At 38.5% G+C, this 13,504-nt stretch carries 14 protein-coding genes; 10 read left to right on the forward strand and 4 right to left on the reverse strand.

What is annotated here, in order from left to right:
* Positions 1-22: 22 nt before the first annotated feature.
* Together M0D58_RS04430 and M0D58_RS04435 are read right to left on the reverse strand one after the other, a co-directional pair.
* Positions 23-1,000: an FAD binding domain-containing protein gene (locus tag M0D58_RS04430; protein WP_248393790.1), complete on the reverse strand. Its 978-nt coding sequence runs from the start codon at positions 998-1,000 to the stop codon at positions 23-25.
* A complete protein-coding gene (locus M0D58_RS04435) occupies positions 987-1,589 on the reverse strand; it encodes a (2Fe-2S)-binding protein (protein WP_248393791.1) in 603 nt (200 codons plus the stop codon). Before M0D58_RS04435 ends, M0D58_RS04430 begins: the two co-directional genes overlap by 14 nt.
* Before the next feature lie 252 nt (positions 1,590-1,841).
* Between M0D58_RS04435 and M0D58_RS04440 the strand changes: the two genes are divergently transcribed.
* Genes M0D58_RS04440 through moaCB form a run of 9 tightly spaced genes read left to right on the forward strand, consistent with a single transcriptional unit; the run spans position 1,842 to position 9,189 of the window.
* Complete coding sequence (locus tag M0D58_RS04440; RefSeq protein ID WP_248393792.1) at positions 1,842-2,960, forward strand: XdhC family protein; 1,119 nt, start codon at positions 1,842-1,844, stop codon at positions 2,958-2,960.
* 7 nt (positions 2,961-2,967) lie between these two features.
* Positions 2,968-3,948, forward strand: a complete 981-nt coding sequence (gene moaA, locus M0D58_RS04445) for a GTP 3',8-cyclase MoaA (RefSeq protein WP_248393793.1) — start codon at positions 2,968-2,970, stop codon at positions 3,946-3,948.
* Entirely contained in the window at positions 3,948-4,544 is a 597-nt protein-coding gene (locus M0D58_RS04450) for a nucleotidyltransferase family protein (RefSeq protein ID WP_248393794.1), read from the forward strand. Before moaA ends, M0D58_RS04450 begins: the two co-directional genes overlap by 1 nt.
* Positions 4,541-5,716 carry a molybdopterin molybdotransferase MoeA gene (locus tag M0D58_RS04455; RefSeq protein ID WP_248393795.1) on the forward strand — a complete coding sequence of 392 codons (1,176 nt, stop codon included), beginning with the start codon at positions 4,541-4,543 and terminating at the stop codon, positions 5,714-5,716. The genes M0D58_RS04450 and M0D58_RS04455 overlap by 4 nt, the downstream gene beginning before the upstream one ends.
* A 10-nt stretch (positions 5,717-5,726) precedes the next feature.
* Complete coding sequence (locus tag M0D58_RS04460) at positions 5,727-6,461, forward strand: sulfite exporter TauE/SafE family protein (protein WP_248393796.1); 735 nt, start codon at positions 5,727-5,729, stop codon at positions 6,459-6,461.
* Between the two features lie 42 nt (positions 6,462-6,503).
* Complete coding sequence (locus tag M0D58_RS04465; RefSeq protein WP_248393797.1) at positions 6,504-6,734, forward strand: MoaD/ThiS family protein; 231 nt, start codon at positions 6,504-6,506, stop codon at positions 6,732-6,734.
* Positions 6,735-6,737: 3 nt separating this feature from the next.
* A complete protein-coding gene (gene moeB / locus M0D58_RS04470) occupies positions 6,738-7,853 on the forward strand; it encodes a HesA/MoeB/ThiF family protein (RefSeq protein WP_248393799.1) in 1,116 nt (371 codons plus the stop codon).
* Positions 7,840-8,277 (forward strand): molybdenum cofactor biosynthesis protein MoaE, encoded by a 438-nt coding sequence (locus M0D58_RS04475; RefSeq protein ID WP_248393801.1) that lies wholly within the window; start codon positions 7,840-7,842, stop codon positions 8,275-8,277. Before moeB ends, M0D58_RS04475 begins: the two co-directional genes overlap by 14 nt.
* A gap of 3 nt (positions 8,278-8,280) precedes the next feature.
* Positions 8,281-9,189: a bifunctional molybdenum cofactor biosynthesis protein MoaC/MoaB gene (gene moaCB, locus M0D58_RS04480; protein WP_248393803.1), complete on the forward strand. Its 909-nt coding sequence runs from the start codon at positions 8,281-8,283 to the stop codon at positions 9,187-9,189.
* Here the strand turns inward: moaCB and M0D58_RS04485 are convergent.
* Complete coding sequence (locus tag M0D58_RS04485) at positions 9,186-10,331, reverse strand: cysteine desulfurase family protein (protein WP_248393805.1); 1,146 nt, start codon at positions 10,329-10,331, stop codon at positions 9,186-9,188. The two genes, moaCB and M0D58_RS04485, sit on opposite strands and share 4 nt — an antisense overlap.
* A gap of 146 nt (positions 10,332-10,477) precedes the next feature.
* Here M0D58_RS04485 and M0D58_RS04490 point away from each other — a divergent pair, with 146 nt between their 5' ends.
* On the forward strand, positions 10,478-11,077 hold the full coding sequence (locus tag M0D58_RS04490) for an NTP transferase domain-containing protein (RefSeq protein WP_248393807.1): 600 nt from the start codon (positions 10,478-10,480) through the stop codon (positions 11,075-11,077).
* A 17-nt stretch (positions 11,078-11,094) separates the two neighbouring features.
* Here the strand turns inward: M0D58_RS04490 and M0D58_RS04495 are convergent, their stop codons facing one another.
* Entirely contained in the window at positions 11,095-13,491 is a 2,397-nt protein-coding gene (locus tag M0D58_RS04495) for an FdhF/YdeP family oxidoreductase (protein ID WP_248393809.1), read from the reverse strand.
* Between the last annotated feature and the right edge of the window lie 13 nt (positions 13,492-13,504).

The following is a 13,504-nucleotide window of genomic DNA, read 5'->3' on the forward strand; positions in this document are numbered from 1 at the left end:
GTTACTTTTTAATTTTCCACCCTTATTGATTGACACAATTTTGTAATGCTGTTACCATCGCTCCCTGAAGCATCGGAATCTTATAGCCGTTCTCAGACAGTGGTTTCAAATCTTTGGTTGCCAATCTTGCTGCTGCCTCAAAGACATCTGTTGTAGCGCGTTTGCCATTCAGAAATTTTTCCACGTCAAACCAACGCCAGGGTTTATGTGCCACGCCTCCTGAAGCCAGGCGTGCATTTTTTATTGTTTTTCCGTCAAGATCCAGTGCTGCTGCGACAGAAACCAAGGCAAATGCATATGAAGTTCTGTCTCTTACTTTCACATAGGCAGAATGTTTCCAGAATGCATTATCCGGAACTTCAATATTCGTTATTATGGCATCCTGCGGTAAATTATTATCCAGCCAGGGCGTATCTTCCGGCAACTTATGAAAATCCTTAAATGGTATTTTAATTTCTTTCTCATCCTTTGTCTGAGCGGTTACGGTTGCATCCAATGCAGCTAAAGCCACACAAAAATCTGAAGGATGAACCGCAACACACTGATTATTATATCCTGCAACAGCACTCATCCGGTTTGCACCATCAATGGCACTGCAACCGCTATTGGGTTTTCTTTTGTTACAGGGCGTTGTAACATCATAAAAATAAGGACATCTGGTTCGTTGCAACAGATTTCCCGCTGAACTTGCCATATTTCTGATCTGCGGTGAAGCACCCGCCAAAATAGCTTTTGAAATGAGAGGAAATCTTTCCGTCACATCTTTACTGTTTGCCACTTTGGTGTTACTTGCCATTGCACCAATCTGCAATTTGTTATTCTGATGATTTACTGTATCAGATAATGCTGTGGTTACATCAATCAGCACTTCCGGTTGGGCAATATTTTTCTTCATCAGATCTACCAGATTCGTTCCGCCTGCAATAAACTGACTGACTGCTGATTTCATGGCAGAAGCTTCAGTATCAGATTTTACTTTTTCAAAATTAAACGGTCTCATGGGCTGCAACTTTTTGAATGGATTGAACAATTCCGTTATACGCTCCGCAACGGCAAAGATTACCGCTCATATATTCTTTAATCTCCTCTACAGAACCTGTGTGGCCTTCCTTCACGCACGCAACGGCCGACATAATCTGTCCCGGCGTACAATACCCGCACTGAAAGCCGTCACATTCAATAAATGCTTTCTGCATCGGATGAAGCTCATCTCCGTTTGCCAGACCTTCAATCGTTGTGATCTCTTTTCCCTGGGCCATAGCCGCCAGTGTAAGGCAACTCAATGCCCTTTCACCGTTAATATGGATGGTACAGGCACCGCACTGTCCGTGGTCGCAGCCTTTTTTAGACCCTGTAAGATTTAACTGTTCTCTGAACAAATCCAATAAGGTAGTTCTCGTATCAACATAAAGCGTATGACTTTTTTTATTGATGGAAAGCGTAAGCCTGGATACGTTTTTCTTTGGAACAAGATACTGCTTTACATCCTGATAGAATGCTTTCACTGAAGACGGAATAGCCATAAAACCGGCTAGCAATCCGGAGACTTTGAGGAAGTTTCTCCTACTGTATTGTCCTTTCAATTCCATAAGTTATTTTTTTTCAATATAGTATTAAATGGTATGTGGATTAGGTTTTAACAAATATCATCAAATATTATTACAAATCAATGATACACATTACAGTTTTATATACCAATATTACAGTTTTTAATTAAGGGTTCTAAAAAAACAGATATTATTTATGTAAATTTGAATATATAATAACTTTTTAATGATTTTACCTCAACAAAAATCATACTCAAGTTTTAAAATAATGATTAATCCATAAAATGTATTCTGATGAAAGAGATCAATGATATTGTAAAAGCTTATAAAAAAGCACAGATTAATGGGTTAAAAGCAGCTCTGGCAACAGTTGTAAAAGTGGAAGGTTCCTCTTACCGGCAAGCCGGAGCAAGAATGTTGGTTACTGAAGATGGACAACTTACCGGTGCCATCAGTGGAGGATGTCTGGAGGGAGATGCCCTGAGAAAAGCATTGCTTGCCATCCATCAGAAAGACAACAAACTCATCACTTATGATACCAGTAATCCGGATGATGTCGAATTTGGAGTCCAGTTGGGCTGTAATGGGATTGTCCATATTCTTTTCGAATATATTGATGAAAACTCCTCTCAAAATCATATCTCCCTTTTAGAAAAGACAACTGAAAACAGGAATGAATCTGTCATCGCAACCCTATTTTCACTGGAAAAGAGAAATAAGCAGACGGGAACTATCGGATTGATGAAAAAGGAAAGTACGATGATATCAGACTCTGGTTGTATTTCAGAAAGTGAGCTGAATCATTTTTATTCAGAAGTTTTAGAAAAAAAACAAAACCTACTTGCCAAACATTCATCGAATGAAATTTTACTGCAATATATTCCTCCGCAGACAACATTGATCATTGCAGGAGCCGGAAATGATGTTAAACCTTTGGTGGAAACCGCTTCTATTTTAGGCTGGAAAACAGTAATTGCAGACGGAAGAGCAACGCATGCCCTGAAAAAGAGATTTCCACTCGCCGATGAAGTATTGCTTGCAACACCCGAAGAAATTATCAAAAACATAGAGATTGATGAAGCAACGGTTTTTGTTCTGATGACCCACAATTACAATTATGATCTCGATTTGCTGAAGCTCATTATTCATCAACCTGTACAATACATCGGATTATTAGGACCAAAAACTAGGTTCAACAGAATGATGGACGATCTTAAAAATTCAGGAATTGAATTAGGTGAAAAAGAATTAAATAAACTTTTTGGTCCGGTTGGAATAGATATTGGTGCTGAAACGTCGGAAGAAATTGCGATTTCCGTCATTGCAGAGATCAAAGCGGTCTTAAGCGGAAAAAAAGGTTCATCGCTACGGGATAAACCGGAAAAAATGCATACTGATATTCTCAGTATATAAAAAAATTATGATAACAGATCAATTCGGAAGAACCCATAATTATCTTCGGATATCTTTAACAGACAATTGTAACCTGCGTTGCTTCTACTGTATGCCGGAAGAAAATTATGATTTCACACCGCATTCAAAACTGATGCAGGCTGATGAAATTGATACCATTGCCCGATTATTTGTACAGCACGGTGTCAATAAAATCAGACTTACCGGTGGGGAGCCGTTTGTGAGAAAGGATGCTTCAAAGATCATTAGAAATCTGGGCAAACTGCCTGTACAATTGACGTGTACCACCAACGGAATTCGTATTGATGATATGCTTCCCGAAATTATTCAGTCTAATTTTCACAGCATTAATATCAGCCTTGATACTTTACAAAAGGAAAAATTCCTTAAGATTACCCGTCGCGATTACTTTGACCGCGTCCTCAGAAATATTGATCTGTTGCTGCAGCACAACATCAAAACCAAAATCAATGTTGTTGCCATGAAAGAGATTAATGACGATGAAATTTCAGATTTTATCGCTTTTACAAAAGATCATCCTGTAGAAATGCGGTTTATAGAGTTTATGCCTTTTAGCGGAAACAGATGGACCAGCAATCAGGTCATGACTCAGAAAGACATTCTGGATATCATCAGGGAAAAATATGATTTTATTCCTCAGCCAATGGGTTTTCATGATACCGCGAAGCAATTTAGCATTAATGGTCACAAAGGAAGCTTTTCAATTATCAGTACAATGAGCGAGCCATTTTGCAGTGGCTGCAATAGAATCAGACTTACCGCAGATGGAAAATTAAAAAACTGCCTGTTTTCAAAAAAAGAAACCGATCTTCTCACACCTTTACGAAACGGTGAAGATATTTTACCGATTATAGAATCTGCGATCTGGTCGAAAGCAAAAACGCAAGGCGGACAACTGAATGAACAATTCGAAAAAATAAATGCTTCCATCATTCAGAACAGAAGTATGATCAATATTGGCGGATAATGAAAAATACAGGCATTATATTACTGGCAGCAGGAAATTCTTCGAGAATGGGATCTCCGAAACAGCTTTTGATGTATCAGGGAAAAACATTTTTAGAAAGAATAATTGATACTGCTTTAGAAATATTTGATCCGAATCACATTGTTTTGGTTCTTGGAGCCTGTCATCATGAAATATCTTCTGTCATTAAAAATAAAAATATACACATTGTTATCAATGAAAACTGGGAATCAGGAATGGCTTCCTCTATACAATCAGGAATGAAAGCACTGTCCGGTTTTTTTCCGGAAATGGAAGGATGTTTTATTTCAGTTTGTGATCAGCCTTATCTTACGGGTGATTTATTTTCAAAAATGCTTCAGTTGAAGGAGACTTCAGAAAAGGAAATTGTTGTCGCAAAATATGCCGATACATTAGGCGTTCCGGCTTTATTTTCAAAAAAATATTTTAAACAATTAATGGAACTTACCGGTAAACAGGGTGCCAAAAAAATTATTCAGCAGAATATGAACGATGTGGAATCTTTTGAGTTTGAAAAAGGTGCTGTTGACATTGATACTCCGTCAGATTATAATCATTTAAAAAACAAACCATGATAAGTGTAGAGGAAGCAAAAAAAATAATTGAACAAAATATCCCTGAAAAGAAAACTCAGATTCTTCCTTTGAAAGAAGCATTTGGATATACAACTGCAGAAGATATTTATTCAAAATATGATATCCCGAATTTTTCACAATCCTCGATGGACGGTTATGCGATTCGTTTTGAAGATAGAGATATAAAGCTAAAAATCACAGGCGAAATGCAGGCCGGATCAACAGAACAGTTTCATCTTGAAAAAGGAACTGCCTGCCGTATTTTCACAGGAGCTCCGCTTCCTATCGGCGCAGATACCATTGTTATGCAGGAAAAAGCCCTCATTGAAAACGGATATCTCACGGTGAATGACACCGAACTCGAAAAAGGTTTGCATGTACGAAATGCCGGAAGCGATGCTAAAAAAAATACCGTTGCGATCAGTTCAGGAAGTTGTCTTTCAGCCGCCGCGATCGGATATCTTGCCGGAATCGGATGTACGGAAGTCAAGGTTTTTGCTGCTCCATCGGTTTCGTTAATTCTTACGGGAAACGAACTCGTACAACCGGGAGAAAATTTAAATTTCGGGCAGGTTTACGAATCTAATTCTTATCAGCTTGAAAGCGTTTTAAAACAATGTGGAATTAAAATTATTGAAAGCTTTTGGGTAAAAGATGATCCTTCAGAAGTTGAAAAAACGCTGGATCTGGCCATTTCCAAAACCGATATTGTGATTTTGGTAGGTGGCGTGAGTGTAGGCGATTACGATTTTGTGATTGATGCCACAAAACAATGTGGTGTTGAACAGAAATTTCATAAAATAAAACAAAAACCCGGTAAACCATTTTATTTTGGAACCAAAGGAGAAAAACTCGTTTTCGGATTACCCGGAAATCCGTCATCGGCATTGACCTGTTTTTATTTATACATTGCGCCTTTACTTTCAGAAATGATGAAACGTCCGGCGATTACGGAGAAAACCAATGCAACTTCCACTTCTTCGTATGGAAAGAAAACCGGTCTTACCCATTTCCTGAAAGCAACCTATGAAAACGGAAAAGTAACGCCGCTTCACGCACAGGAATCGTATCGTCTTCAGTCTTTTGCAGAAGCCAATTGCCTGATGATTTTACCGGAAGATTCTGAAGGCTGTAAAAAAGATGACGTGGTTGAAATTATACTGCTAAAATAGAAATCACGCAATGAACGTAGAATTTTTTTATCTGATTTTATTTGTGATTGCGGCTTTATATGCAGCAGTCGGGCACGGTGGCGCAAGCGGTTATCTGGCGTTAATGGCTTTATACGGAATAGCTCCCAAAGAAATGAAGCCGACCGCTTTGGTGCTTAATCTGTTCGTTTCACTTACTTCTTTCATACAATATTATCGTGGAGGACATTTTAAACTCAGGATCTTTATTCCGATTGCTCTGGCGTCTATTCCTCTGGCTTTTTTAGGTGGAATGATTCATATTGAAGACACTTTGTACAAAAGAATTTTAGGTATTTTACTGCTTTTTCCCGTTGTCCGTTTTTTCTTTTTTAAAAGTCCGGATGACAGTGAACTGAAAGATCCCAAAATCTATTTATCTTTACTTTTCGGAGGAGTGATCGGTTTATTATCGGGAATGATCGGCATTGGCGGAGGAATTTTGTTATCTCCGGTTCTTATTTTACTGAAATGGACCAACCAGAAACAGACCGCCGCGATCAGCGCAGCCTTTATTTTTGTCAATTCCATAGCAGGTTTGGGAGGAATGTTCACCAAAGAAATTTCCTTTACCAACGATATGTGGATGTATATCATCTGTGCATTTGCCGGAGGATTGCTCGGAGCATATTTAGCTTCAAAAAAATTGAATCAGAACGGTTTGAAATATGTTCTTGCCGTTGTACTTTTGATGGCTTCCTATAAATTAATATCAAGCACTATTTAAATAATTATTTCATTAAAAAAATTATAGTAAAAAAATGAATGAATGAGTACTGTAAAAATAATTAGCTTTGGCAGACTAAAAGAGATTTTAGGTCCGGATTTTGAAGCTGAAGCAGAAAACACCGATGAACTGCTCAGTCAGCTCACTGAAAAGTTTCCACAGTTGAAAGATCTAAAACTGAGAATTGCTGTGAATCAGAAGATTATTTCAGAGAATACTGCTTTACAAAATAACGATATGGTAGCTTTAATGCCACCTTATTCAGGAGGATAAATTATGTTGAATTCAGAACGATATGACAGACAGATTAAATTACAGGGTTTCGGCATCGAAGCTCAGGATAAACTTGCTTCAGCGAAAGTTCTGGTAATCGGAGCCGGTGGTTTAGGCTGTCCGGTTCTGCAATATCTCACCGCAGCCGGAGTTGGCAATATTAGTATTGTGGATGATGATCAGGTTTCATTAAGTAATTTGCACCGGCAGATTCTTTACACTTCGGATGACATCGGAAAGCTAAAAACCGAAGCTGCTCTCGACCGCCTGAATGCGATGAATCCCGAAGTACAATTAAGCATTATTTCTGAGCGGATTACCACTGAAAATGCGGTCAGAATAATTTCCGAATATGATGTAATTATAGACTGCAGCGATAATTTCCCTACGCGCTACCTGCTTGATGATGTGTGCAGAATTTTGGAAAAGCCCTTAATTTTCGGGGCAATTTATCAATATGAAGGACAGATTGCCATTTTCAATGTTAAAAGCAATGAAGGTGATGTTACGCATTACAGGAATCTTTTTCCGGAACCACCAGAGCCGGGAGAAGTTCCGGATTGCAACGACGCAGGTGTTCTGGGCGTTTTACCCGGAGTAATAGGAACTTTACAAGCTACAGAAGCGATTAAATTACTCACAGGAATTGGCGAAGCATTAATCAACAAATTAATGACCATCAATATACTGAATTATCAGACTGCTGTTTTTGAAATTCCTTCGTTAGATTTAACGGATAAAAATATTCCTTACAGCATCGAAGAATTTGAGAATATGAATTATCAGCTTCACTGTGGAATTGAATTTGCCAGAATTAAAAATATTTCTCCTTCAGAATTTACAAAAACAGTAAAACTTCCCGAAACAATTGTTATTGATGTTCGGGAACCGGAAGAACAACCAAAACTCAATCTTCCATATATTTCCATTCCTTTATCCCAATTAAAGGAAAATACAGACCAGATCAGTGACCGCAATATTATTATTGTCTGCCAATCCGGTAAAAGGAGTATAACCGGAGCAAAAATTTTACAGGAAATTTTAGGCACGGAATACAATATCAGTCATCTGGAAGGCGGCATTAATCATTTAAATAAAGAAACTCATGAGCAAGGTTAAAAATATATTCCAGAATAGTCCTATTTCACCTCTATTTATCGCGGAAAGCATTACGAAACATTCCACGAAAACGGAAATTGGTGCGCATCAGATATTTCTGGGACAAATCCGGGCAGACAAAATTGAAGATAAAACCGTCAAAGCAATCGAATATACAGCTTACGAAGATTTAGCACTCACTCAGATGGAAACGATCCGCGAAGAGATTTTTGCAAAATATAATCTTGCCTGTATGCATATTCATCACAGTTTAGGTATCGTGAATGCAGGAGAAATCTGTCTTTTTGTATTTACCTCATCAAAACATCGTAAAGAAGCAACCTTAGCCTGCAATGAAGTCGTTGAACGCATCAAAAATGAACTTCCGATCTGGGGAAGAGAAATTTTTGAGGATGAAACTCATCAATGGAAAATAAACCAATAAACCATGGTAGATATTACTTTTAAAACCTTCACCCTGCGAAAAGCAATTGCAGCGGCAACCATAAAAACCTCAGACATTTCAACGGTAGAAGCCGTACAAAACGGAACCGTTCCGAAAGGTAACGTTCTGGAATTTGCAAGAGCTTCGGCTTTATTGGCGATCAAGAAAACCAGCGATGTTATTCCGGACTGCCATCCTTTACCTGTAGAATATGCTGCCATTAATTATGAAATGAGTGGTTTAGACATTAACATTACCGTTGAAGTTCATACCATTTACAAGACCGGCGTTGAGGTGGAGGCAATGCATGGCGCTTCTGTAGCCGCTTTGGTGATTTATGATATGCTGAAGCCTATTGATAAAAATGTAGAGATCTCCAATATCAGGCTTTTGGAAAAACAGGGCGGAAAAAGCGGTCAGAAAAGCATAGAAACTGAAAATCTTACCGCTGCAGTAGTAGTTTGCAGTGATTCTGTTGCTCAGGGACTTAAAAATGACACTTCCGGAAAATTCTTGGTAGAATCTCTTAAAAATCAAGGAATTATTAATGTTGATTATTCAGTGATTCCGGATGAGGTTTCTGCTATTCAGCAAAAGGTAGAATTCTTTAAAAATAAAGGCTGTCATCTTCTTGTTTTTACAGGCGGAACCGGTCTTTCTGAACGGGATGTTACTCCGGAAGCGGTTCTACCGTTTATTACCAAAGAAATTCCGGGGATTATGGAAACAGCAAGAAACTACGGACAGGATCGTGTTAAAACTTCCATGCTTTCGAGAGGAATTGCCGGATTTTCTGACGATATGCTGATTTTGACATTTCCGGGATCTCACGGTGCGGTAAAAGAATATGTTCAGGCTCTTTTTCCCCAGGTTTTACATGTATTTTCCGTAAAAAAAGGAGACGGACATTAATTTCTGCTTCTCAACTTTAGAACTGTTTTCTCTATTTTTTCCACAGCTTTTTCAATCTCTGAAATTGTGGTATATTTTCCTATGCTGAATCTTATGGAAGATAATGCATCACGATCATTCATTCCCATTGCCTGAAGAACGTGCGAAGGCTTTGTGGTGACAGCATTACAGGCAGAACCGCTGGAAACGCATATATTTCCTAAAGAAAGAATTAATTCTTCGGAATTGATCCCTTCAAAACAGATATTGGTGGTATTGAAAATCCGTGCAGAATGATTTCCATTGATAAATGTTTGAGGAATTTTCAGCAATACATTTTCAAGATGATTTCTTAGTTCTTTTATTTTTTGTGCATCTTCATGCATTTCCTCAAGAGCGATTTGCGCTGCTTTTCCCATTCCTATAATTCCCGGGACATTTAAAGTTCCGCTTCTCAGATTATTCTGTTGTCCTCCTCCCTGAATTTGTGACTGCAACTTATTTTTAACGGAAGAAGAAATATAGAGCGCTCCTACACCTTTAGGTCCGTAAAATTTGTGGGCGGAGAAAGCCATCAAATCGATATTGAGTTTTTTTGCGTCAACTGGTATTTTCCCTACGGCCTGCGTTGCATCACAAAAAATATAACAGCCATTCCGGTGAACAATTTCGCCAATTTCTTTGATGGGATGAATGACTCCTGTTTCGTTGTTAACCAACATGATACAGACCATTAATGTTTTTTCGGTAATCAAAGATTCCAATTCAGAAAGATTGATATTTCCCAAATGATCAACATGCAGATAATCAACCCTGAATCCGTCTTTTTCAAGTTGCGCGCAAGTATCCAAAACAGCTTTATGTTCTGTGGTAACCGTAATAATATGGTTTTTATTCTGATCTTTTTTAAATCCTTTTAAAGCAAGGTTTACGGATTCTGTAGCTCCCGATGTGAAAATAATTTCTCTGGAGTTGACCCCGATAAGTTCTGCTACTTCTTCCGTGGCATTTTCAACCGCTTCTCTTATAGTAAGTCCGAAAAGATGAGAACTTCCTGAATTGGCATATAATTGATTAAAGTAAGGCAACATGGTATCTAAAACTCGCTGATCAACCGGAGTTGTAGCATTATAATCCAGGTAAACGAAATCATTATCCATCATAATATTTTAATTCATTTATAAAAATAGCGAACTTTTTTAGATTAGTTTTAAATTTAGCCAGAGCTTGTGTACTGCCGAATATTGTATGTTTTAAAGTAATCTTTTTGCCGAAAAACATTCATTATATTTGTATTTAGATTTACAATATGCATTCCAAGACTGATTTTCCAAAAATAAACGGACTGGTACTCGCCGGAGGGAAAAGTATGCGAATGGGAAATCCCAAAGATAAAATCAACTGGCACGGCAAAGAACAGCGGTATTATATGGCTGACCTGTTGTCTCCATTGTGCGATCAGGTATTTATTTCCTGCAGAGCGGATCAGCTTGAAAATTTCAATAATGAGTACCAGGCTATTACCGATACTTTTTCAAACATGGGGCCTTTCGGCGGATTGCTTTCTGCGTTGGATTTTCAGAAAGACAAAGCGTGGCTGGTCATTGCCTGTGATCTTCCTCTTTTAGACAAAAACCCGATAGAATTTCTTATCCAATCCAGAGATCCGGAAAAAGTGGCAACGGCTTATGAAAGTCCTTCTGATGGTTTACCGGAACCTCTGATCGCTATATGGGAACCTAAAAGCTATCCTTTGCTTCATCATTTTCTTTCAAAAGGAAACACCTCACTCCGAAAAATTTTGATTAACAGTGATACAACAATCCTGAAACCAGGCCACCCGGATTTTATGATGAACGTGAATACTCCCGAAGATCTGGAGAAAGTACAGAAAATATTAAAATTTTAATTTTTAACCAAACAATTTTATTCTATACCTGTTCCTGCTGCTGCAATGATGTGTTCGTCGATCTTTTTAAAAATATCGGGATTATGTTTTTTGATTTTAATCCGGACATATTTCGAAGCGGGCATATTGGCTCCGTTCACCACATTATTAATGGAGACCAAAACATTGGTTTCCGGGAAATAGGTCATGGTACTTTTCTGCGGAATAGGATATTTTACGACAATGAAAAGTGGTGCAATCCTTTCTTTACCATCATCATAATTGAACAGATCTACATGATCACCTTCTTTTAATCCAGCTTTTTCGATATCTTTTTCGTTCATCATAACCACTCTCCTTTCGTTGAAAATTCCACGGTAGCGATCATTTAAACCGTATACAACGGTATTGAACTGATCGTGTGTTCTTGTGGTTCCCATCAGATATTCATCTTCGTCAAGCAAATTATCCGGTACCGATGTAATGTTGAAGGCTGCTTTTCCAGGAAAAAATTCGCTGTTGAATATGCCGTCCCTTGCAGCATTCGGAAGATAAAAACCACCTTTCTGTACTACTCTTTCATTGTAATTTTCAAATCCCGGGATGCATTGCTCCACATCATGACGGATAGCATCATAACTGTTGATGAATTTATCCCAGTCAACTACGGAACGGTCTCCCAAAACAGCTTTTGCCATTCTGCACGCAACGTGGGTTTCGTTAATAAGATGTTCCGAAACGGGATCTAAAACTCCTTTTGAAGCCTGTATTACTCCCATTGAATTTTCCGTACTTACATGCTGAATTTTTCCATTCACTATATCTTTTTCACTTCTGGAAATTACCGGCAGGATGAGCGCTTCTTTTCCATGAATGAGATGATTTCTGTTGAGTTTTATAGAAACCATAACCGACATTTCGAGATTACGCATGGCTTCTGCAGTAAAAGCGGTATCAGGTGCCGCAGAAAGAAAATTTCCTCCCATGCAGAACATAAATTTCACTTTTCCTTCGTGCATTGCTTTCAGCGCATTTACTACATCATATCCTCCTTTTCTCGGAACGTTAAAACCATAATATTCCTGCAGCTTGTCTAACTGTTCTTTTGTGGGATGGTGATTGATAAGTAAGGTCCTGTTTCCCTGAACATTGCTGTGACCACGGACCGGACAGACTCCTCCCCCGCGAATCCCGATGCTTCCCTTCATTAATAAAAGGTTTACAATATTATAGATCATTTCCACACCGTTATGCTGCTGCGTAATTCCCATTCCCCAACAAATAATGATGCGTTTTTTTGAAGCAATCATATGTGCTGCTTCCTTCAAATTTTCTACCGCAATTCCGCATTGTTCCGACAAAAAATTTATGTCATACCGTTTTAATTCTTCAGTCAGGACTTCAAAACCTGCTGTTTTATTCGTTATAAAATCATGATCAAGAACTTTTCCCGGATTTTTCGTTTCTTCTTCCAAAACAAGGATTTGAAGCGCTTTTAAAAGTGCCATATCTCCGTTGATCTTTACGGGAAGATGTAAATCTGATAATTCAAAAGGCTTATTCAGTAATGCGCGGACATTCTGAGGATCTTTAAAGCCCTTCAGACCGGCTTCCGGCAGTGGATTAATTCCTATAATTTTCGCTCCGTTTTTCTTTCCTTTTGTAAGGGCAGAAAGCATTCTCGGTGAGTTGGTTCCCGGATTTTGTCCGATAATAATAATTAAATCAGTATCATAAAAGTCTTCCAGTTTTACAGTTCCCTTTCCTATTCCGATACTTCTGGAAAGTGCATAGCCTGAAGTTTCATGGCACATATTGGAGCAGTCCGGAAAATTATTGGTCCCGAATTCCCTGGCAAATAGCTGATACACCCACGTTGCCTCATTACTCGTTCTTCCTGAGGTGTAAAATATGGCTTCATCCGGCGAATCCAGTGCGTTTAATTTTTCTGAAATTTTTGCAAAGGCATCATTCCAGCTTATCGGCTGATAATGTGTTCCTCCTTGCGGAAGATACATCGGTTCTGCAATCCTTCCCAGCTGGCTGATTTCAAAATCTGTCATTTTTGCTAAATCATATACAGAATTTTCTTTAAAAAAACCTGCACCGATTTTTTTTGAAGTAGCTTCTTCTGCCAAAGCTTTGGCTCCGTTTTCGCAATATTCTCCTAATTTAGAACGCTCATCATCCGGATCGGGCCAGGCACAACTGGGACAATCGAATCCGTTAAACTGATTCATGCTGAAAAGTGCTCTTCCGCCGCGAAGAACAGAAGCATTAAGAACAAGCTGATCTATGGAATGGATAACGGCGGGAACTCCCGCTGCCCAATTTTTCGGAGACTTTATTTTAAGGTCCGCTAACTGATATGGAGATTCCGCAGAAGGTGTTTTGCTGCTTTCTTCTTTTTTACTGAACAGATCTTTGTTTTCCATGATTTTCTACATT

It is taken from the genome of Chryseobacterium nepalense (assembly GCF_023195755.1).
GTDB classification, from domain to species: domain Bacteria; phylum Bacteroidota; class Bacteroidia; order Flavobacteriales; family Weeksellaceae; genus Chryseobacterium; species Chryseobacterium nepalense.

Bases quoted from the DNA above. Each gene is read 5' to 3' on its own strand.
- M0D58_RS04430 (WP_248393790.1), bottom strand. From the start codon at position 1,000: ATGAGACCGTTTAATTTTGAAAAAGTAAAATCTGATACTGAAGCTTCT.
- M0D58_RS04435 (WP_248393791.1), bottom strand. From the start codon at position 1,589: ATGGAATTGAAAGGACAATACAGTAGGAGAAACTTCCTCAAAGTCTCC.
- M0D58_RS04440 (WP_248393792.1), top strand. From the start codon at position 1,842: ATGAAAGAGATCAATGATATTGTAAAAGCTTATAAAAAAGCACAGATT.
- moaA (WP_248393793.1), top strand. From the start codon at position 2,968: ATGATAACAGATCAATTCGGAAGAACCCATAATTATCTTCGGATATCT.
- M0D58_RS04450 (WP_248393794.1), top strand. From the start codon at position 3,948: ATGAAAAATACAGGCATTATATTACTGGCAGCAGGAAATTCTTCGAGA.
- M0D58_RS04455 (WP_248393795.1), top strand. From the start codon at position 4,541: ATGATAAGTGTAGAGGAAGCAAAAAAAATAATTGAACAAAATATCCCT.
- M0D58_RS04460 (WP_248393796.1), top strand. From the start codon at position 5,727: ATGAACGTAGAATTTTTTTATCTGATTTTATTTGTGATTGCGGCTTTA.
- M0D58_RS04465 (WP_248393797.1), top strand. From the start codon at position 6,504: ATGAGTACTGTAAAAATAATTAGCTTTGGCAGACTAAAAGAGATTTTA.
- moeB (WP_248393799.1), top strand. From the start codon at position 6,738: ATGTTGAATTCAGAACGATATGACAGACAGATTAAATTACAGGGTTTC.
- M0D58_RS04475 (WP_248393801.1), top strand. From the start codon at position 7,840: ATGAGCAAGGTTAAAAATATATTCCAGAATAGTCCTATTTCACCTCTA.
- moaCB (WP_248393803.1), top strand. From the start codon at position 8,281: ATGGTAGATATTACTTTTAAAACCTTCACCCTGCGAAAAGCAATTGCA.
- M0D58_RS04485 (WP_248393805.1), bottom strand. From the start codon at position 10,331: ATGATGGATAATGATTTCGTTTACCTGGATTATAATGCTACAACTCCG.
- M0D58_RS04490 (WP_248393807.1), top strand. From the start codon at position 10,478: ATGCATTCCAAGACTGATTTTCCAAAAATAAACGGACTGGTACTCGCC.
- M0D58_RS04495 (WP_248393809.1), bottom strand. From the start codon at position 13,491: ATGGAAAACAAAGATCTGTTCAGTAAAAAAGAAGAAAGCAGCAAAACA.